The organism is Treponema sp. UBA6852 (assembly GCA_002449305.1).
In the GTDB taxonomy this organism is placed as follows: domain Bacteria; phylum Spirochaetota; class Spirochaetia; order Treponematales; family Treponemataceae; genus Treponema_D.
This window is the reverse complement of record DKDI01000029.1, coordinates 1-17,917: the sequence shown is the minus strand read 5'-3', so window position 1 is coordinate 17,917 and position 17,917 is coordinate 1. Positions and strand designations below refer to the sequence as shown.

Genomic DNA, 17,917 nt, shown 5'->3' with positions numbered 1-17,917 from the left:
CACTGCGATGTTTACGCAGTAAACTCGGTCAGGAATCTGTTGGAAATTTTCAATAGATTATCAACCGAGTTTCTTTCAGAAACATCGCAGGGGCAAGCCCGAAGATGACATGATTGATATTATAATTGGAGAATATTTATGGAAAAAGATTTGATTCGCATTGATAAATGTCAGATAAGAAAAGGCGGTTCTGTTTTGATTCCGCAGATTGACTGGACAATGAAAGAAGGAGAAGCTTGGCTTGTTACAGGTCCTAATGGCGGCGGAAAGGCTGACTTTATAAAGGCGTTGTCTGGCTTTCTGGAATTCTACCCGGAGCAAGGCGGTTCATTTTATTCTGAATTCGCCAAAAGCACTGCTGTAGTTTCACTTGAAGAAGCTGCAAAATTAATAGAAGAAGAACGCGAGCGGGACGAAAGTGAATATTTGGACAAAATCGACATAGGAAGAACCGGCCGTGAATACATTTATGAAGTTATTGGCGGCGCAAAAAGAAAATCTGAACCCCTTGCAAAAGACGCATACAAACTTGAAACATTTCCGCAGATAAAACTTTGCGGCGTGGAAAAAATCCTTGACCGTGGACTGCGCTTTATGTCTACAGGGGAAATAAGACGCACGCTTTTGTGCCGTTCACTTTTGTCTGGAGCCAAGCTGCTTATTTTGAGCGACCCTTTTGCGGGGCTGGATGTCGAATCTCGTTCAATTCTTATGGAATTTTTCAATATGATTCTAAAGCGGCAGACTGAAAATTCTGGAACAGATTTTCCGCGCATAATTTTGTGCATGGAGCGGTTTACTGAAATTCCTGAAGAAATAAACCGCGTGCTTGAGTTTTCAGATAAAAAAATTTCCTTCTGCGCAAGCCGTTCTGAATACGAAAATCTCCTTGAAATTCGAAACACAGAAAAAAAATCCGTCCGCGAAAAAGAAAGGCAGGAATTTCTTTGCGAACTAAAAAGAATCCGCAGTGAAAGCAATTTCGCCTTGGAAACAGAAGAATTTTCTGAAGTGCCAGAAAGCCTTATAAAGTTTGAGGATGTGAATGTTGGCTGGGACGAACATAAGGTTCTTGTAAACTTAAACTGGGAAGTTAAAAAAGGCGAGCATTTTCTTGTGAGAGGACCAAACGGCTCTGGAAAAACCACAATCATGGAGCTTATAACAGGCGACAATATGCAAGTGTTCCGTGAAAAAGTCTATCTGTTTGGAAGCAGGCGCGGTTCAGGCGAGTCAATCTGGGACATAAAGAAGCACCTTGGAATTGTAAGCTACAGGCTTCATGTGGAGTACAGAATGGTTGGCGGAACTGACTTGCAAAGCGTGATTATAAGCGGATTCAAGGACAGCATTGGACTTTACGAGCCTGCCACGGATTTTGAACTTGCAATGGCAAATGCTTGGCTTAAACTTGCAGGATTTTCTGGACGCGAAAAGGAATCGTTTGGCTCTTTAAGTTACGGAGAGCAGCGCGCAATTTTGATTCTTAGAGCCGCCGTAAAGTCTCCTCGTGTTCTTATTCTTGACGAGCCGTGCCATGGACTGGACGAAAACTACCGCGGAAAAATCCTAGACTTACTAGAAACCGTCGCAGAAACAGGAACAACAACGCTTCTGCACGTAACCCACGAGCCTTCGGAAGTTCTTGCCTGCGAAAAAAACATTCTGGAACTTTGTCCCGGCCAAACTCCAATGTATAAGATTTTGCACAGATAGGAAAGTTGAATCCGTCATGCAAAAAATGAACGATCTAAAACAACTTGTCATGGATATGTCTAATAAGTCTAACTGTCATTGCCGTACTTGATACGGCAATCTATTTGTTGTTTTGCAAGGGGTGCTGACATGTACACGCAAGGGGGCCTTGCAAGCACAGAACAGGAGTGTTGACATGTGCTTGCAATCATCGTAATGAAATTATTTATTCCTCAGCAACATTCGTATCAGTGCAGTAATCTGCTGATATATACATTGAGTTTCCGCTTAGGCATACATTTCTGAATTTTATGTTCTCTAAATCCACGATGGAATCGATTGCGAAATTATAAAGGTTTACATTTACAACTCTGTTATGTGCAAAAAGTTTTCCTGATTTGCCTGTGGTTTTGTTTGGAAGAACAAAGTTTGCGCCGCAGTCTGCAATTGCAAGTTCTTTTGGTTTTATGGCTACGAATCTGCGCGGACCGTAAAATTTTTGGTTGTTTTCTTTAAGTTTTGGAATGTATGCTTCAAGAGAACCTATTGGGCTTCCTGCTGCGTTTTGAGGATTTCCAACGGAATTTATTGTTCTCATGGAATTTGTCCAGCCCAAAATGTCTTCTACTTCAAACCCATAATCTGTACCTGCAATCTTTAAAAGCGCGCCACGGCTGTAAACTTTACAGTCATGAAAATTATAGAAAGTGTCATCAGAACCTGTTGCGGAATTTCCTACATTTGAAACCAACGCATAAACATAACCATCGTACAAAATGGCTATGTCGTTGATTGTGCCTGCAACGCCCATTTGCTCTGTGGACTGTGCTGCTCCTATTATATCTATAAAAAAATTTGAATCATCGATATTCGTGATTGTTCCACGCTGAAGGTACGATGAGCCGTTTTTTGTGTATGCAAAATAAATATCGCTGCCCTGAATTGCAAAAGCTGTATAAGTTGCCCCGGAAACAGAAAATTGTGTGGAATATAAAGAAGTCACTGATGAAATTCTAGAAATAAAGTTTGTTGAAGGTTCTGTTATTTGTAAAAGTTTTAGTTCGCCACTAGAAGAATCATATCCGCCTATCCATAGAGAATCTGTGCTATCATCAAAATACAAAGGGTCTTTTACGGATGTGCTACTAAATTGAATGTTATAAGGTCCTGAGCCTTTCCCCTTATAGTAGATAAAATTTGTTCTATTGAATTGGCTATCAGCGTTTTCTATATAATAGTTATAATATGCATAAAAAGATTCTGCAAATCCTAGTATAGTCGAATTTCCAGGTTTGTTTGAGGTAACGGAATCAATGTTATTTATAGTTAGATCACTTGTTATAGAGTCAAATCGATTGTAATAATATTTAGAATTATAAACATCCCATAAATAATATTTTTGATAATTAATTACATCTCTGTTGCTGTCCAGTATCATCAAAATTGTTTTTTCTGCTGTTTCTCCGGCTATAACTTTTACTTCTGTGCTTCCGCTTCCTATGCGTATTCCGTCTGAATCAAATGCTTCGGCTTTTACCGTGTATGTGGCAGGCTCAAGTTCATCAAATGTAATTACCCCCCAATTCTGCGGTCTGCGAGTCGACAGTTTCTCCGTCAAGAATTATGCTTACTTTGTAAGATGCGGCATTGTCCTTGGAAAAACTGTAAAGTCCGCGTTCTCCTCCCGGAACTGTTATGCGGATTGCGCCTTCTTTGCTATTTGAGCCGCTCATGTTCATGCAAGACGCAAGGGCAAGAATCAGCGCCGGCAAAAATGCAAATGAAAATTTCTTAATGTTCATAAAATTCTCCTGTGTTTGATTTCACTTTCTATATTTCACTGCTGAACGGTTCAGCGTGAACACATTTCATGTTTTTTTCAAGCTGCTCTGCGGAACTTGCGCCAACCAGCACGCTTGTAACGCCTTTCTGGTTAAGAATCCAGGACAACGCCATTTCTGCAAGAGTTTCGTTGCGTTTGCCTGCCTGTGCGTTCCATGACTTTAGTTTTTCCAGAAGTTCTGGAGTCAAGTCTTTGCTTTTTAGAAAATGCTCTTTTGCCATTCTGCTGTCAGAAGGAATTCCGTTAAGGTATCGGTCTGTAAGCAAGCCTTGCGCCAATGGAGAAAATGAAATAAATCCAATTCCATGCTCTGCGCAGTAGTCAAGAATGCCTTCCTCTTGAGGTGAACGGTCAAGAAGATTCAGCCTGCCCTGATAAATAAGAAGCGGAACATCCCGTTCTCGAAGATAGTTGTCGGCGAATTTTAATGCTTCAAGCGGCCAGCGGCTTAAACCCAGATAAAGGGCTTTTCCTTGCTTTACAATGTCCACCATTGCCTGCAAAGTTTCTTCCAAAGGAGTGTTCGGATCGTAGCGGTGGCTGTAAAATAAATCTACATAGTCAAGATTCATGCGCTTTAAACTTTGGTCAAGACTTGCGGTAAGATATTTGCGCGAGCCCCAGTTGCCATAAGGACCTTCCCACATATCATAGCCAGCTTTTGTTGAAATAAAAAGCTCGTCGCGGTAAGGACGGAAGTCATCTTCAATAAGACGCCCCATTGTTTCTTCTGCGCTGCCGTAAGGTGGTCCGTAGTTATTTGCAAGGTCAAAATGATTTATTCCATGGTCAAACGCAAAATGTGTAATTTTCCGGCTTCGTTCATAAGAATCGTTTCCGCCGAAGTTGTGCCAAAATCCTAGGCTTACTTTGGGCAAGAGAATTCCGCTTTTTCCGCATCGATTATATAAAGATTGAAAGTCATCATAGCGGTGAGTGTCTGCTGTGTAGATTCCTTTTAAGTCCATGTGCATCTCCTTTTATACATTATAATGGGTTGTTTTGGAATTTCCACTTTTTTTACAGATTTTATAAAAAAAGCTGCCCTTTGAAGTTTTCTTCACTTGGACAGCTTGTATAAAGTAAAAGATTTTAAGCTAGCTTAGCAGATTACAACAGAATTGTCTGTGTGGGAGAATGGAGCAGGAATGTACTTGTCTGCCGCCCAGTCGTTTTCCCAGTGTTTTCCGTCAAGAAGATAGCGGAACTGATATTCTTTTCCAGCTTCAAGAGGGATTTTTACAGAGAAAGAACCGTCTTTGCCTTTTTTCAACGGAGTTTCTGTGCTGCTCCAGCTGTTAAAGTCTCCTGCGATTGAAACTTTTTCTGCACCGTGTGCTGCTTCCTGAGAAACAGAAAAAGTTACGTTACAAGTTTTCTTGTCTTTGGAATAAGACTTTTTCAGTGACATTTCATGTCTCCTTATTATAAAAACAATTTGATAAAAAACAACAGTTGCCGGATAGAAAATAACGCATATATATGCATTGTTTTCGCTCCTTTGCCATATTCATATATTATATAATATTTCAAATGTAATCAAGGGCATGTATAAAAACGTTTCGATTTATGAGGAGGGGGGGGAAAATATATTGAAATTCAGAGTAAAATAGAAAAGCACTTTGTTTTTTATTGCGATGTACGCTATAATGTACATAAACGGAGGTTTGTATGAATGCAATTACAGCGACAAAAGCAAGGGAAAATCTCTTTAAAATAATGGCGTTTGTTAATGACAATTCACAGCCTTTGACTCTTACAAATTCAAAAGGAAAAAACGCAGTTCTTATAGGAGAGGACGACTGGAATGCTATTCAAGAAACAATGTACTTGAATTCAGTTCCGGGAATGGCAGAGTCATTAATAAAGGGAAAAAATGCTCCTTTAAAAGATTGTCTTTCTGAAGATGAAGTTGATTGGTAGAAATGTATCTCATAAAATATGGCAGACAAGCAGCAAAAGATATAAAGAACCTAAAATCAGCAAAGCTTGATGTCAAGGCAAAATACTTAATTGAAATTTTACGAAAAAATCCGCTTGAGCCGCCTTATGAAGAACTTATTGGAAATTTATCAGGATTGTATTCAAGGCGAATTAATATTCAGCATAGATTGGTCTATGAAATTTTTAATGAGGAAGTTACAGTTGACAATGTGAAATACGAAGGAATAGTAAAGATAATCCGTATGTGGACACATTACGAAAAAGTGAAGTAGATTTTATTTGACAAGGACTAATAAATGAGAAAGAAAGTTATTATATTTATACTTTTGGGTATGATTTTTAGCCTGTTTGCTAAAGAGCAAATAGGGGTATGTGATAAAAGTGTTTATAATGTTGGCATTATTCAAAACAATATTCCGATATGCTTTTATTACGAAGATAAACAAGGCTTAATATCAGCAGTAAAAAAATATTATGTTAGAATTGGAAATAATAATTTTGGTCCGTATGATTCAATTGACTCTTGGTTATTTACTTCTGAAAAAATAATATATACTGCAAAAATTGAGAATGAAGCTTGTTTATTTATAAACGGTGCTTGTTTAGAGCATTATAAAAGTATAAGTAACTTTTTTATTGCTGATGATAAAGAAACATTGAGCTATGCTTTTGAAACTGATGCAGGGGGTTTATCTAAAATGTAAAGATAAAGAAATAGGTCCATTTGAACAATTAAAGTATTTCCTTGTTTCAAATGATAAAATTATATCTTATGTGGCAAAAGAAAAATCTAAATTTTATATATATACTGAACAAAATAAATACGGACCATTTGATGATGTGACTGACTGTAAATATCAACAAGAAAAAGCTTATGCATATAGAGTTGAAAAGAACAAAAAAGAATATGTATATACTAAAGATGGTTTATTAGCAGGTCCTTTTGATAGTTTGTATATTGGAAATTTTTCTTCTGATGGAAAAAAATTAGCTTATGAAGCTCATAGTCATAATAAAAATAACAGAAATGAAACTTTGTGGGTTAATAAAGATAAAGTTTCAGAAGGACTATTAATATCGGATATTGATTTTGTAAATGACAAACTTCTTTACAGTGTTTGCACAAGTCAAGAGGGAAATTATATTTATTATATTTATTTCGGGAGCAAAAAATATGGTCCGTTTGCTCAAGTGGGAGATGTTGCAAGTTCTCCAGATAAAAATATAATTGCTTTTTCTTATTCACATGATTCATCTCCGGATGCAAAATTTTATTTAAGCGTTGGAAATGAGAAAGCCGGTCCTTATGAATATTGTTATCAGATAACTTTTTCACCAAATGGAAAAAAATAGCTTATGTAATAAAGAAAAGTGGTCAATATTATTTTATTTGTAATCAAAATCAATACGGACCTTATGAATCTATAAATGATATTGCTTTTTCAGAAGATGGAGCTTCCTTTGCATATATAACATCAACTGAATATTTTAAAGATGCAATTTTACATATAGGTGATTTTCAAACGGAGATTTATGATTTCATAATTGACTTAAAGTTTTACAATAATAATTTGACATATACAGCTGTGAAGAATGGACTTTATTATAATATGATTATTCTTGATAATAAAGAGTTTGTTGGAAACTATATCAATGGAAATTTAATATACATAAAAGATGGAAAAATTATAAAGGAATAAAATAGTGTGGCATGATTTTTTTGTTGATTTTTGATTACTTTATTGCTATATTAGAAGTGTAGACAACAAGTGTGTTTGCATGAGCGGTGAAGTAAGGTGTTGTGCCGACAAGCAGTGCCTTATCAGTTCCATAAGGGTTTGACATTTACCGCCAGTCGGCTAGATTGCTAACAATCAAAAGAAAATGTCTTTGTTTTATAACCTGCTTTATTATAAAGCAGGTTTTTTTTCAGGTCTGTTTTGATAGTATTTCTCATAGTTAAAAAATCAATATTATAAATTTTTCCAACACTCGAAATTCAAGATATAAAAAAAACAACATTAGCGTACTAATTGGCACTTTATTGCTGTAGTAATTGCGCTGATAGCATTTAGAAGTTTAAAGCGCAAAAGAATTACTTGCTTGTTTTTTTGCTTTTGATTATATTGTTGTGAACAAATTATCCGCTGATTTATCCAAATTGCAGGCGGAACAGTTTTCTTGTGGAACTGAAACTTGCTAAACAGGAGGCTCTAAAAATGAGCGCTGTCTTATCAAAAAATCACTATTTATTTACTTCGGAATCCGTGGGGGAAGGACACCCGGATAAAGTTTGCGACCAGATTTCAGATGGTATTCTTGATGAATGTCTACGTCAGGATCCAGAAAGCCATGTTGCTTGCGAAACTTTTGCTTCCCAGGCTCTTATTCTTGTAGGTGGCGAGCTTTCTACAAATGCCCAGGTTGATGTTCAGAAAGTTGCGCATGATGTTGTTCAAAGAATTGGCTACACAAATCCGGACTATGGCTTGGACTGCAATTCCATGGCTGTTCTTAATATGATTCATTCCCAGTCATCGGATATAAATCAGGGAGTTGTAGGAAAAGGCCTTGATGAATACAAAGGACAGCAGGGCGCAGGAGATCAGGGAATGATGTTCGGTTTTGCCTGCAAGGAAACAGCGGAACTTATGCCTGCTCCGATTATGTTTGCCCATAAGCTTATGAGAAAATCCGCAGAGCTAAGAAAAAGCGGCGAAGTCAAATGGATGCGCCCGGATTCAAAGAGCCAGGTTACAATTGAATATGAAGGCCATCGTCCTGTAAGAATCGATACTGTTGTTATAAGTCAGCAGCACGATGCGGGAATCAGCTATGATGAAATAAAATCTACGGTAACGGAAAAAATAATAAAGCCAGTTCTTGAGCCAGCAGGGCTTTTGGATTCCAAAACAAAGTATTTTATAAATCCTACAGGCCAGTTTGTAATCGGCGGTCCTGTTGGAGACACTGGACTTACAGGCAGAAAAATAATTGTTGACACTTACGGCGGAATGGGACGACACGGAGGCGGAGCTTTCAGTGGAAAAGACCCTAGCAAGGTTGACCGCTCTGGAGCATACATGGCGCGCTACATTGCCAAGAACATTGTTGCCGCTGGTTTGGCGGAACGTTGCGAAGTTCAGCTTGCTTATGCAATTGGAGTTCCGTTCCCTGTTTCTGTTTTGGTTGAAACTTTTGGAACTGGAATTGTTCCTGACTTTCAGATTGCGGACGCTGTAAAAAAAGTGTTTGACTGCACTCCGGCCGGAATAACAAAGACACTCAACCTTAAGCGTCCTATTTATTCCAAGACAGCTTCTTACGGTCACTTTGGAAATTCAGAGTTTCCGTGGGAACAGACAGACAAAGCCGCTCTCCTAAAGAAAGAGTTCTAGCTTGAAACTTTTAACTCCGCAGCAGATTTCACAGGTCTTTCTGCGGTTTCAAAAACTGAATCCGTCTCCAGAAACTGAGCTTGTTGCTCCTAATGCTTTTTGCCTTTTGGTTAGCGTTGTTCTTTCTGCGCAGACTACAGACAAAGCCGTGAACAAAGCAACCGAACCGCTTTATAAAGTTGCCTATACGCCGGAACTTATGCTTGCTCTTGGTGAAGAAAAAATAAGGGGCTTTATAAAGTCAATCGGGCTTTACAAGAACAAGGCAAAACATGTTGTGGGCTTGAGCAAAATGCTTGTAGAAAAATTCAATTCGCAAATTCCAGACAACAGGGAAGACTTGGAATCTTTGCCGGGCGTTGGAAGAAAAACTGCGAATGTTATTCTAAATGTTGTCTACAACAAGCCCACAATGCCTGTGGACACACATCTTCTTAGAATCTGCCCCAAGATTGGACTTGCCAAAGGCTCAACTCCACTTGAAGTTGAACGCTCCTTGCTTGAGCGCATTCCAGCTGAATTTATGATGCACGCCCATCACTGGCTTATATTGCACGGACGTTATATTTGCACGGCGCGGAATCCTAAATGCGCGGAATGCCCGATAAACGACTTGTGCCTTCACAATGGAAACTTTACCAAGTAAGTCCAATTCCTGCTGTGTATGAACCGAACTTTTCTGTTTCCTCGTCTTTTACAGAAGTGTTTACATTGTTGCTCCAGTTGTAATTATACTCAAGATTCAGCATGAATTTTCCAAGTTTAAAGTCTATGCCGGCTCCGGTTTTAAAAACAACGTGGTCATCTGTGCGCGCGTAAATGGAAGTCTGACCGTAAGGCCGCAGGTGAGTTCCAAGGTTTAAGTTTATTCCAAGAATTCCGCCGAAAGAATAGACAGGAACATCATCGTTGAGCGAAGTCAAGTCTATTCCGGCTGAAATTCCTGCAAAGATAAATTTTCCAAGGCCGAGCGTAAGAGTTCCGTACATATTGTCGAGCTTGTACGAAGTAAAGTCCGTGCTTGAAAAATCGATGTTGTCTGTGGAAGTTTCCGCGCTTACGTAAAATGTCCGCCTTCCTTTTTGTTCGGTGAATATTATGTCTTTTTTCTTTGCTTTTTCCGTGGAAGAATTTTTGCTTTCATCCTTAAGAAGTTTTTTTATGCGCGCGTTGTTTTTTTCAATCTGCTTTTCTGTTCTGAATTCCTTTTCTTCCGCAAATGTAAAAAAGTCCTTGTTTTGAGCTTCATCGATTGTAATTATTGCTCGCGGGCGTTTTGAATTCTTGTAGATTTTTAAAGCGACCGGCTCAAATCTGTATTCGCTTGCTCCCTGCCAGTGCGTAAGTTTAAATGTAAGTTCCGCATAGAAGAATTTTTCCCCGGAACGGATTCTGTTTTCGTAGTCGTTTATGTAATATTCATAGTCGCGCCGCTGGTATTCAGTCATTTCAGGCTCTGGAACGTATTTTTTTTCCATTGCATCAGAATACATGATGTCCACGCTGCGCTCGTAGCTTATTTTTCCGTCTAAGAAAAGCCATTGGATTTCTGTGGGCCATTTCGTTTCTACAAGGCTGTATTCTCCTATGGAAAATTCCATTTCGCCGTTAAGCGAATTTACGGTGTATTCATCTTCTTCAAGAACCTGATAAAGAAGGTTAAGAGCATCCATTTCCTCGTCAGAAAAAAATCCGTTCGGGCTTGAGCTTAGGATTCCGCTTTTAAATTCTTCAATGGCAGCAAGCCTGTCCTGCGCATCCGTCAATGTGGCGGCAAAAATTCCTGCGGAAGATATTAAAACTGCGGCGAATCCCAAAAGACTTTTCATTTGAACAAAACCTTGTGTCATTATAGTGCATTGCGCGTTTTTTTTCCTAGTGGAACTTTCGATGGAATGTTAAATTTGCATAAATATGCAGGAATGAATGATATTTTTCAAGAATATTGTATATTCCTGAAGGTTTTGTATAAATATTGAAGAATAGAAGATATTCCAGAGTTTTTATGCATATTCTTCAGGAAAATTCCATATTCTTGAGTTTTTTGACGAATTCCAGGTGGAAAATACAATATTCCTTAAGTTTTTTAACAAATTCCAGAAGAAAATCAAATATTCCAGACAAAAATAAAATTTTCCTGAATTTATTTGTTATTGTTAGATTTTATTTTGTTTTTATGAAGTGTGTTCTGTTCAAAAGGCAGAAAAATCGCTAGAATAATGCCATGTGTGGAATTGTAGGATATATCGGCAATAAAAATGCTACACCGGTTTTGGTGAATGCGCTTAAAAAACTTGAGTACCGCGGATATGACAGCGCGGGAATCGCAGTGTTTAACGGCCAGGACATTTTGGTGCGCAAGGTAAAAGGCGCGCTTAAAGCTCTTGAAGAAAAAATCGCGAAGGAAACTATCGAAGGTTCTCTTGGAATCGGGCATACAAGATGGGCGACCCACGGCGAGCCTAGCGACATAAACGCCCATCCGCATCTTAACGAAAGCGGAACAATCGCTGTTGTTCACAACGGGATTATCGAGAACTTTGCAAAGCTCAAGGCGTGGCTTCAGAGCGAAGGCGTTGTTTTTAAGAGTGACACAGACACAGAAGTCATTGCTCATCTTATAAACTATTACTATGAAGATTCTCTTGATATTTTTGAAGCTGTAAAGGCGGCTGTAAACCGCTTGGAAGGCAGCTATGCTCTTGGAGTTTTGTGCAAGGACTTTCCGGACAGAATCATTGCCGCAAGAAAGGAATGCCCGCTCATTGTAGGCCTTGGCAAAGGTGAAAACTTTATTGCAAGCGATGTTCCTGCTGTTCTTGAGTACACCCGCGATGTCTACTTCCTTGACCAAAAAGAAATTGCTGTGCTTTACAAAGACCACGTTGATCTTTTTGATGAAGACGGAAACCGCATAATAAAGCAGCCGTTCCATGTTGACTGGGATATTTCTTCCGCGGAAAAAGGCGGATATGAGCATTTTATGCTTAAAGAAATCCACGAGCAGCCAAAAGTTCTTACAGACACAATGAGACCGCGTCTTGTTTTTGAAGGCGGAGTTCCTGTTGACATAAAATTCGATGAGCTTTGCTTTGATGAAAAATGGAAGGAAGCTAAGCGCATTGTGATTGTCGCCTGCGGAACTGCATATCATGCCGGAGTTGTGGCAAAGTATGTTTTTGAGCAGCTTGCACGCGTTCCTGTTGTAGTTGATGTTGCAAGCGAATTCCGCTATAGAAATCCTATTTTGTGCAAGGATGATATTTTTATTGTAATAAGCCAGTCCGGGGAAACTGCCGACACTTTGGCTGCATTGCGCCTTGCCAAGCAAAATGGTGTTCACGTTACGGCGATTACAAACTGTGTGGGTTCAACTGTAAGCCGCGAAGCTGACGACGTTGTCTATACTTGGGCAGGTCCTGAAATTGCGGTCGCTTCTACTAAGGCGTACACAACTCAGCTTATGTGCCTTTCTATGCTTGCCTTGAAAGCTGCCTTTATAAAGGGAACAATTTACGCTTCTGATTATAAAAAATATCTTTGCGAACTGAATTCTATTCCGGAGAAAGTTCAGCAGATTCTTGAAGACAAGGCTTCTATCCAGAGATTTGTTTCCAAGAACTACAATAAACAGAAGGTGTTCTTTATTGGCCGCCAGTACGACAGCGCGACAAGTCTTGAGTGCGCTCTTAAGCTTAAGGAAGTAAGCTATATGCACAGCGAGGCTTTTGCGGCAGGTGAGCTTAAGCACGGACCGATTGCGCTTATAGACACGGATACTCTTGTTGTTGCGACAGCCACGGTTCCTGAGCTTTACGAAAAGCTTGCAAGCAATATTATTGAAGTTAAGAGCCGCGGAGCTTCTACTTTTGTTATTACGCAGGATGATTCCGGGGCGTTTGATTCTTCCGCAGATGAGATTGTAAAAATTCCTTCTACGGAAAGTTTCTTTGAACCGATGCTTGCAATAATTCCGGCGCAGCTTTTTGCTTACTATTGCGCAGTCCACAGGGGAAACGACCCAGACAAACCGCGCAACCTTGCAAAGTCTGTTACTGTTGAATAAAAACACAAAAAAGAAGAGCCTTTCGCCAAAGCAGCGAAAGGCTCTTCTTTCTCGTAAACTGTTTTTACCTAGCAGCCTTTAAAGTCCTGAACAATGTTTACTGCTGACTTTATTGTACAGCTTGGGAGAATCTTTGCGGCAAGAGTAACAGCTCTGTCTACCACAGCCTGAGAATCTGCCACGCCTTGCAATGTTATAGAGGTTCCCTCGTCATCAATAACTGCGCGCAGGAAATTTATATTCAGCTTGTATTCAAAGAGAAGCTTGTTTGTCAGGTCTTGAGCTTTGAGCATGTTTTCAATGCGTTTTTTGCCTAGAGCTTCTTTTTCCGGATCTGAAAAATATTTTACAAAGTTTACAATCTGCTTTACGACTTCTTCAGGTTCAAGAATTCCTGTGTTTATTGTGAGCATATAGTGGCTTGCGTCTTCATTGTCTACATTAAAGAAGCTTTTGTGGAATCCTTTTCTGTTTGCCGCGCTTTCATTTATTCTTGCCATTGCCTGCTTTTCTGTCCAGTTGAATTCTTTTTCAAGGCGCTTGGCTCTTACAGATTCTTTTGCCACGAACCGCAGTGAAATCAAGTTTGGAACGTCTTCAAGTATTACAAATGAACCGCGTCCTATTAAAATGCAGTTTCCTTTGCTTGCCGCTTCCAGAACCGCATACTGCAAATAGTTCAAGTATTCATCGCGTCCTTTTGCGAGGCTTGCGAAAAATCCCGGTTTTATTTCATCATATTTTTGAAGCTTTTCCTTTGGAAATCCCAGTTCTACAATGCGGTTTTCTATCTGCTTGCGAGTTATAAATGTGTAGCCAAGTTTTTTTGCTGCCGCCGCAGCTATTTCGTCTCCAAGAGCTGCCACCTGTCTTGAAATTGCGATGATTGCCATAATGCGCCTCCTGTTTTAAATGTTATTTTTTGATAATTAAATTATAAATCCGTTTTTTGAAATTTGCAATTTTTTATAATGACATCTTTCTTGCTAAAGTTTCAGAATAATTTTAGTATAAAACGCATGGACGATAAAAAACTTATATGGCACGAAAAATCTCGCAAGGAAGTTTTTAAAACTCCCGTTTTTACTGTTACTGAACGGACTAGCGCAAGCCCCGATGGAACAGAAGGAGTTTACATTGTGAATGAGGCACCTGACTGGGTGATTGTAATTCCAGATGACGGGGAAAATTTTCTTATGGTAAGGCAATGGCGGCACGGAGAAAAGTCTTTGAGCGTTGAATTTCCAGGCGGCGTAATAGACAAGGGCGAAGTTCCGCTTGAAGCTGCAAAACGCGAACTTTTGGAAGAAACCGGTGCAACTGCAAAAAAAATGACTTTCCTTGGCTCGATGAATCCTAATCCAGCTTTGTTTGCAAACCACGTGCATATTTTTCTTGCTGAAGGCTTGGAGTTTTCCGGCAGGCAGGATTTGGATTCTGATGAATATGTAAACTACATGGAAATTCAAAAGTCTGAAGTTATAAAAAAAATGGGCAGCCCCGAATATTGCCATGCTTTGATGGCTTCAGCAGCTGCCCTGTATTTAGCTAGGAATTTTTAGCGCTTCTGGAAAGGCTCGTAGTCTTTGTCCGGGCTGTAAACTCCGTCGCGGTATTCTCCAGAAATTGAAGGAATTTCCATTTTCATTCCCGGACGAATCAAATTTGGGTTCTTTGGGTCTGGAAGGGAATTCTTGTTCGCTTCGTAAAGGTTTTCCCACAAGTAAGGGTTGTTGTAAACATAAGGTCTTCCAGAAATATTCCAGAAGCAGTCTTTGTCTGACTCCCAAGGTTTTACAACATAATATTTTGGAAGCGGTGTAACTTCTTTTATTTCTGCTAAAGCGTCAAGAACCTGCTTTGAATAGCTTGAAGCTGCGTCCCATTCTTCTTTTGCAAATGCGTCTTCTGCCTGTGCAAGAGATTTTGATGCTGAGTCATAAGCAATCGGGAAATTTTCTTTTCCGTTGATGCTTTCAACATATGCGAGCCTGTTTCTTGCAAGATTAAGGTCTTTTTCTGCACTTTCCTTTGAAAGCATGTGGCTTATGTAAGTGTCAGAAAGCTCTGCGTTTTCTTTTGCTTTTGCAGCGTATTCTTCAGCAAGAACATATTCTCCTGCATCCAAAGCTCTTTCTGCTTTCTGTGTGTATTCTTTTGCAAGTTTCTGGTAAGTGTTGTTTGTATAGCTGGCTGCAAAAACTGAAAGTCCCAGAACAGCTGCGATTGTGCAAGCAACTAATTTTTTCATTATTCAGCCTCCTGTGCAGATTCTTCGATAGTTTCTTCGATTTCAACTTCTGAGTTTTCTGCCTTTGTAAAATCATCTGCTTCAAGAAGCTGTGTGTCTGCTTCCTCGATTCCTTCTACCGGCTCGTCTCCAAGAGGTTTTTCCTTATCTGCCCACTGAGCATTTGTTTCGCTTTCCGCAACACGTTTCTTTGCTTCTTCGATTGCCGCCTGAGCCTGTGCCCTTGCTTCGGAAACTTGTGTGTAAAGAGATGCGAAACCTTCTTTTGCCTTTGTGTAGTTTGCAAGCGCGCCTTCTGGATTTCCTGTAACGTAATTTTGATCGCCAGACTTGAAGTTTGCAACAAATTTGTCGTAGTCAGCTTTTCTTGAAACAGAGCATTTTATGCTGTCTGCATTTTTCTTTGCTTTAAAAGCTTCTGTGCGTTCAGCCTGTGCAAGCGATTTGTAAGCTGCTTTAAGAACAAAAGTCATTTTTGCATCTGCGGAAACTGCTTTTTTGTTCCAGTCGCTTCCGTAGTCTTTTGAAGATGCAAGCTCGCTGATAATAGAAGAGCCGTCGTTGTATACATTCTGCGCATAAGAGGCAAATCCGTTTTCATCAATCTTTGCTTTCTTTGCAACTGCGTCTGCATAAGCCTTTAAAGCCTGATAGCGTGCAAGAAGATCTTTTAGTCTTGCAGAAACATCTTCTCCTTGTTCCATTGCGGCTTTTACAGAATTGTATTCTTCTTCTGCTGCGTTAAATGCGTCTGGAGCTGCGTCTTGCGCGCCGGCATTTATTGCGTCTTGCCTTGAAGACTCAATTTTGCTGAGTGTTGCTTCGTTTGATTCTGAATTGTCTTCTGAAATCTGCTCTTGGTCTTGAGATTCTTCTGCTGGGGCTTCAGAAACATTCTCTTCTTGAATCTCTGGCTCTTCTTTTGGCGATGAACCGCATGAGATCAGCGCAAGCGACATGGCTGCAAATGCTGCCAATACAAGTTTACTTTTAATCATTTTTCCTCCATAAAGTAAAAAAACGAAAAGCTTTGTTTGCCTTTTGAATTTCAGTTTTCATAAAAGCGATTTTGCTTACTATCAATATATAATACTAATTGTATTTCGGCAATAAACAGACTGCGCAAAAGACGTAATACGTTTTGTTTTAGAGCAGAATTTACTGATGACAAAAAAGGCAAACGGCATTAATATAAGAGAATAAAAACGCCTGTAACTTTTTGGATTGCGAGCGGTTGTTTCTATAAAAAGTGCGGCACATACTTTATCGGAGGATTTTATGGCAATGTCTGAAAGTTTTACTCCGCCGGATATACAGAAAAACATTGGTGTTCTTTCTACATCAAAATCTGGCTGGAATCTTGAGTTGAATTTTGTGTCTTGGGGCGGGCGTCCTGCAAAATATGATATACGTTCTTGGGATTCCGAGCATGTTAAAATGGGAAAAGGCGTGACTTTCACAAAAGACGAACTTTGTGCTTTAAAGAATCTTCTGAACGGAATGGAAGAACTTAATTAATATTTATTTATAGAGGAAAATATGAAAAAGAAAATTTTGTTTATAATGGTTGGAACAATGGCCGCGTTGTCATTTGCCGCAAGAACTCCAAAAGTAAAGCAGGAAATCGAAACTGTAAAACTTGGAAAATTTGATCCTGTTGAACTTGGTTCTGGAACTTTCAGACTAAGAAAAATTCTTGTTAATGAACTTGAGGCAAAAGATTTTTCTGTTATGCTTTTTCCAAAGAACGGAACCGCCGGAATTGTTTATAAAAATATGCCGAACAAGGAACGCCTTCTTTTAGACAAGGATGCTCGCAAGGCCGTTATCACTTCTTACAATGCATATTTAAAGGATTTTGAAGAAAAAAAACTTGACCGCAGTCAGAAAAAATACAAGGCGACTTATGAATATGCCCGCGCGAAAATTGAGTGGGGACCTTTTCAGTATTCTTCTTATGCCGATCCAAAAATTTCCATGGGATACGTTTTTGTTGGAAAGTCTCCGTATTTCTGCATAAAAATTCCTTCTACAAAGTCAAACCAAAGAAAAGGCGACACTCAAATTGAATACGGCGGAAATCTTTTGTACTTTACAAGAGCGCAGGCAAAGGATTTGGTTGATGCAATAACAGAAGAAGAAATTCAGAGCGCAGTACAATCCCAGATGGTTGTTCTTCCTGCTGATGATGATTATGATGGCGGCGAATACGAAGAGGCTGATTTGCCAGCCGAAGAAGTTCCAGAAGAGAATCTTGATTACGAGGAAAACTAAGAAGCGAAATAGCCCAAGTTTCGAGTTTTAGAAAAATTTGGGCTAAATAAAAAAAATTTTCCTTGAGTAAATACGTTATTTTCCATTGGCAAATAGCTTATTTACCTTAGGAAAATAGTCTATTTACCACAGGTAAATATATTGTTTGCCTAGGGTAAATAGACTGTTTACCTGTAAAAAATGTTCTTTTTGATTCGATTTTTACCCACTTGCTAGTTCTGTAGAGTTTCCGCCATATATGGACAATGTAAGCTGAAAGCGTCTGCTTTTTTTTTATGTTTTTCCGAAAAAAATTAATAATTTTCATCTTTTTTTAAATTTTACTATTGACAATATTTCTTCACAGCTATATATTCTATCTCACCCTTTGAAAACAAGGGAATAAAAACAAAAAGAATGTTAGGCAGTATTACTGCTAGTTTATATCGCCGTTATTTGACAGTTTA

20 protein-coding genes are annotated in these 17,917 nt (G+C 39.2%); 12 read left to right on the top strand and 8 right to left on the bottom strand.

Going from position 1 to position 17,917, the window contains the following annotated elements; all coding sequences use genetic code 11:
• Positions 1 to 138 precede the first annotated feature (138 nt).
• Positions 139 to 1,716 (top strand): ATP-binding cassette domain-containing protein, encoded by a 1,578-nt coding sequence (locus B3209_RS05860; RefSeq protein WP_296664311.1) that lies wholly within the window; start codon positions 139 to 141, stop codon positions 1,714 to 1,716.
• A gap of 205 nt (positions 1,717 to 1,921) precedes the next feature.
• On the opposite strand, the gene B3209_RS05855 is transcribed toward B3209_RS05860, so the two are convergent.
• The 4 genes from B3209_RS05855 to B3209_RS05840 all read right to left on the bottom strand — a co-directional run bounded on the left by B3209_RS05855 (position 1,922) and on the right by B3209_RS05840 (position 4,949).
• Positions 1,922 to 3,313, bottom strand: a complete 1,392-nt coding sequence (locus tag B3209_RS05855; RefSeq protein WP_296664310.1) for a hypothetical protein — start codon at positions 3,311 to 3,313, stop codon at positions 1,922 to 1,924.
• Complete coding sequence (locus B3209_RS05850; protein ID WP_296664309.1) at positions 3,258 to 3,497, bottom strand: hypothetical protein; 240 nt, start codon at positions 3,495 to 3,497, stop codon at positions 3,258 to 3,260. The genes B3209_RS05855 and B3209_RS05850 overlap by 56 nt, the downstream gene beginning before the upstream one ends.
• A gap of 28 nt (positions 3,498 to 3,525) precedes the next feature.
• The gene (locus B3209_RS05845) at positions 3,526 to 4,506 is read right to left on the bottom strand and encodes an aldo/keto reductase (RefSeq protein ID WP_296664308.1); all 981 of its coding nucleotides are present in this window, start codon (positions 4,504 to 4,506) and stop codon (positions 3,526 to 3,528) included.
• 134 nt (positions 4,507 to 4,640) lie between these two features.
• Positions 4,641 to 4,949: an isoamylase early set domain-containing protein gene (locus tag B3209_RS05840; RefSeq protein WP_013702492.1), complete on the bottom strand. Its 309-nt coding sequence runs from the start codon at positions 4,947 to 4,949 to the stop codon at positions 4,641 to 4,643.
• Positions 4,950 to 5,209: 260 nt separating this feature from the next.
• On the opposite strand from B3209_RS05840, the gene B3209_RS05835 reads away from it, so the two are divergent.
• From B3209_RS05835 to nth, 7 genes are all read left to right on the top strand, one after another.
• A complete protein-coding gene (locus B3209_RS05835) occupies positions 5,210 to 5,461 on the top strand; it encodes a type II toxin-antitoxin system Phd/YefM family antitoxin (protein WP_296664307.1) in 252 nt (83 codons plus the stop codon).
• 2 nt (positions 5,462 to 5,463) lie between these two features.
• A complete protein-coding gene (locus B3209_RS05830; protein ID WP_296664312.1) occupies positions 5,464 to 5,754 on the top strand; it encodes a Txe/YoeB family addiction module toxin in 291 nt (96 codons plus the stop codon).
• Positions 5,755 to 5,778: 24 nt separating this feature from the next.
• Positions 5,779 to 6,186, top strand: coding sequence for a hypothetical protein (locus tag B3209_RS05825; RefSeq protein ID WP_296664306.1), 408 nt, complete (start codon positions 5,779 to 5,781; stop codon positions 6,184 to 6,186).
• The gene (locus B3209_RS05820; RefSeq protein WP_296664305.1) at positions 6,146 to 6,835 is read left to right on the top strand and encodes a hypothetical protein; all 690 of its coding nucleotides are present in this window, start codon (positions 6,146 to 6,148) and stop codon (positions 6,833 to 6,835) included. The genes B3209_RS05825 and B3209_RS05820 overlap by 41 nt, the downstream gene beginning before the upstream one ends.
• A complete protein-coding gene (locus B3209_RS05815) occupies positions 6,796 to 7,182 on the top strand; it encodes a hypothetical protein (protein WP_296664304.1) in 387 nt (128 codons plus the stop codon). The genes B3209_RS05820 and B3209_RS05815 overlap by 40 nt, the downstream gene beginning before the upstream one ends.
• A 519-nt stretch (positions 7,183 to 7,701) precedes the next feature.
• Complete coding sequence (gene metK, locus B3209_RS05810; RefSeq protein ID WP_296664303.1) at positions 7,702 to 8,880, top strand: methionine adenosyltransferase; 1,179 nt, start codon at positions 7,702 to 7,704, stop codon at positions 8,878 to 8,880.
• A gap of 1 nt (position 8,881) precedes the next feature.
• Positions 8,882 to 9,526, top strand: coding sequence for an endonuclease III (gene nth, locus B3209_RS05805; RefSeq protein WP_296664302.1), 645 nt, complete (start codon positions 8,882 to 8,884; stop codon positions 9,524 to 9,526).
• Here nth and B3209_RS05800 read toward each other — a convergent pair.
• Complete coding sequence (locus tag B3209_RS05800) at positions 9,516 to 10,709, bottom strand: hypothetical protein (RefSeq protein ID WP_296664301.1); 1,194 nt, start codon at positions 10,707 to 10,709, stop codon at positions 9,516 to 9,518. The two genes, nth and B3209_RS05800, sit on opposite strands and share 11 nt — an antisense overlap.
• A gap of 395 nt (positions 10,710 to 11,104) precedes the next feature.
• On the opposite strand from B3209_RS05800, the gene glmS reads away from it, so the two are divergent.
• Entirely contained in the window at positions 11,105 to 12,946 is a 1,842-nt protein-coding gene (glmS, locus tag B3209_RS05795) for a glutamine--fructose-6-phosphate transaminase (isomerizing) (RefSeq protein WP_296664300.1), read from the top strand.
• Between the two features lie 68 nt (positions 12,947 to 13,014).
• Here the strand turns inward: glmS and B3209_RS05790 are convergent, their stop codons facing one another.
• Positions 13,015 to 13,839, bottom strand: a complete 825-nt coding sequence (locus tag B3209_RS05790) for an AAA family ATPase (RefSeq protein WP_295799202.1) — start codon at positions 13,837 to 13,839, stop codon at positions 13,015 to 13,017.
• Positions 13,840 to 13,965: 126 nt separating this feature from the next.
• Here B3209_RS05790 and B3209_RS05785 point away from each other — a divergent pair, with 126 nt between their 5' ends.
• Positions 13,966 to 14,508: an NUDIX hydrolase gene (locus B3209_RS05785; RefSeq protein WP_296664299.1), complete on the top strand. Its 543-nt coding sequence runs from the start codon at positions 13,966 to 13,968 to the stop codon at positions 14,506 to 14,508.
• On the opposite strand, the gene B3209_RS05780 is transcribed toward B3209_RS05785, so the two are convergent.
• Positions 14,505 to 15,197: a LysM peptidoglycan-binding domain-containing protein gene (locus B3209_RS05780; protein WP_296092341.1), complete on the bottom strand. Its 693-nt coding sequence runs from the start codon at positions 15,195 to 15,197 to the stop codon at positions 14,505 to 14,507. The two genes, B3209_RS05785 and B3209_RS05780, sit on opposite strands and share 4 nt — an antisense overlap.
• On the bottom strand, positions 15,197 to 16,195 hold the full coding sequence (locus B3209_RS05775; protein WP_296664298.1) for a hypothetical protein: 999 nt from the start codon (positions 16,193 to 16,195) through the stop codon (positions 15,197 to 15,199). The genes B3209_RS05780 and B3209_RS05775 overlap by 1 nt, the downstream gene beginning before the upstream one ends.
• A gap of 280 nt (positions 16,196 to 16,475) precedes the next feature.
• Here B3209_RS05775 and B3209_RS05770 point away from each other — a divergent pair, with 280 nt between their 5' ends.
• Together B3209_RS05770 and B3209_RS05765 are read left to right on the top strand one after the other, a co-directional pair.
• Entirely contained in the window at positions 16,476 to 16,715 is a 240-nt protein-coding gene (locus B3209_RS05770) for a YdbC family protein (protein WP_374041747.1), read from the top strand.
• A gap of 21 nt (positions 16,716 to 16,736) precedes the next feature.
• Positions 16,737 to 17,471, top strand: a complete 735-nt coding sequence (locus B3209_RS05765) for a hypothetical protein (RefSeq protein WP_296664297.1) — start codon at positions 16,737 to 16,739, stop codon at positions 17,469 to 17,471.
• The last annotated feature ends 446 nt before the right edge of the window (positions 17,472 to 17,917 follow it).

Coding starts and splice junctions, on each gene's coding strand:
- B3209_RS05860 (WP_296664311.1), top strand. CDS start 139: ATGGAAAAAGATTTGATTCGCATTGATAAATGTCAGATAAGAAAAGGC.
- B3209_RS05850 (WP_296664309.1), bottom strand. CDS start 3,497: ATGAACATTAAGAAATTTTCATTTGCATTTTTGCCGGCGCTGATTCTT.
- B3209_RS05845 (WP_296664308.1), bottom strand. CDS start 4,506: ATGGACTTAAAAGGAATCTACACAGCAGACACTCACCGCTATGATGAC.
- B3209_RS05840 (WP_013702492.1), bottom strand. CDS start 4,949: ATGTCACTGAAAAAGTCTTATTCCAAAGACAAGAAAACTTGTAACGTA.
- B3209_RS05835 (WP_296664307.1), top strand. CDS start 5,210: ATGAATGCAATTACAGCGACAAAAGCAAGGGAAAATCTCTTTAAAATA.
- B3209_RS05830 (WP_296664312.1), top strand. CDS start 5,464: ATGTATCTCATAAAATATGGCAGACAAGCAGCAAAAGATATAAAGAAC.
- B3209_RS05825 (WP_296664306.1), top strand. CDS start 5,779: ATGAGAAAGAAAGTTATTATATTTATACTTTTGGGTATGATTTTTAGC.
- B3209_RS05820 (WP_296664305.1), top strand. CDS start 6,146: ATGCTTTTGAAACTGATGCAGGGGGTTTATCTAAAATGTAAAGATAAA.
- metK (WP_296664303.1), top strand. CDS start 7,702: ATGAGCGCTGTCTTATCAAAAAATCACTATTTATTTACTTCGGAATCC.
- B3209_RS05800 (WP_296664301.1), bottom strand. CDS start 10,709: ATGAAAAGTCTTTTGGGATTCGCCGCAGTTTTAATATCTTCCGCAGGA.
- glmS (WP_296664300.1), top strand. CDS start 11,105: ATGTGTGGAATTGTAGGATATATCGGCAATAAAAATGCTACACCGGTT.
- B3209_RS05790 (WP_295799202.1), bottom strand. CDS start 13,839: ATGGCAATCATCGCAATTTCAAGACAGGTGGCAGCTCTTGGAGACGAA.
- B3209_RS05785 (WP_296664299.1), top strand. CDS start 13,966: ATGGACGATAAAAAACTTATATGGCACGAAAAATCTCGCAAGGAAGTT.
- B3209_RS05780 (WP_296092341.1), bottom strand. CDS start 15,197: ATGAAAAAATTAGTTGCTTGCACAATCGCAGCTGTTCTGGGACTTTCA.
- B3209_RS05775 (WP_296664298.1), bottom strand. CDS start 16,195: ATGATTAAAAGTAAACTTGTATTGGCAGCATTTGCAGCCATGTCGCTT.
- B3209_RS05770 (WP_374041747.1), top strand. CDS start 16,476: ATGGCAATGTCTGAAAGTTTTACTCCGCCGGATATACAGAAAAACATT.
- B3209_RS05765 (WP_296664297.1), top strand. CDS start 16,737: ATGAAAAAGAAAATTTTGTTTATAATGGTTGGAACAATGGCCGCGTTG.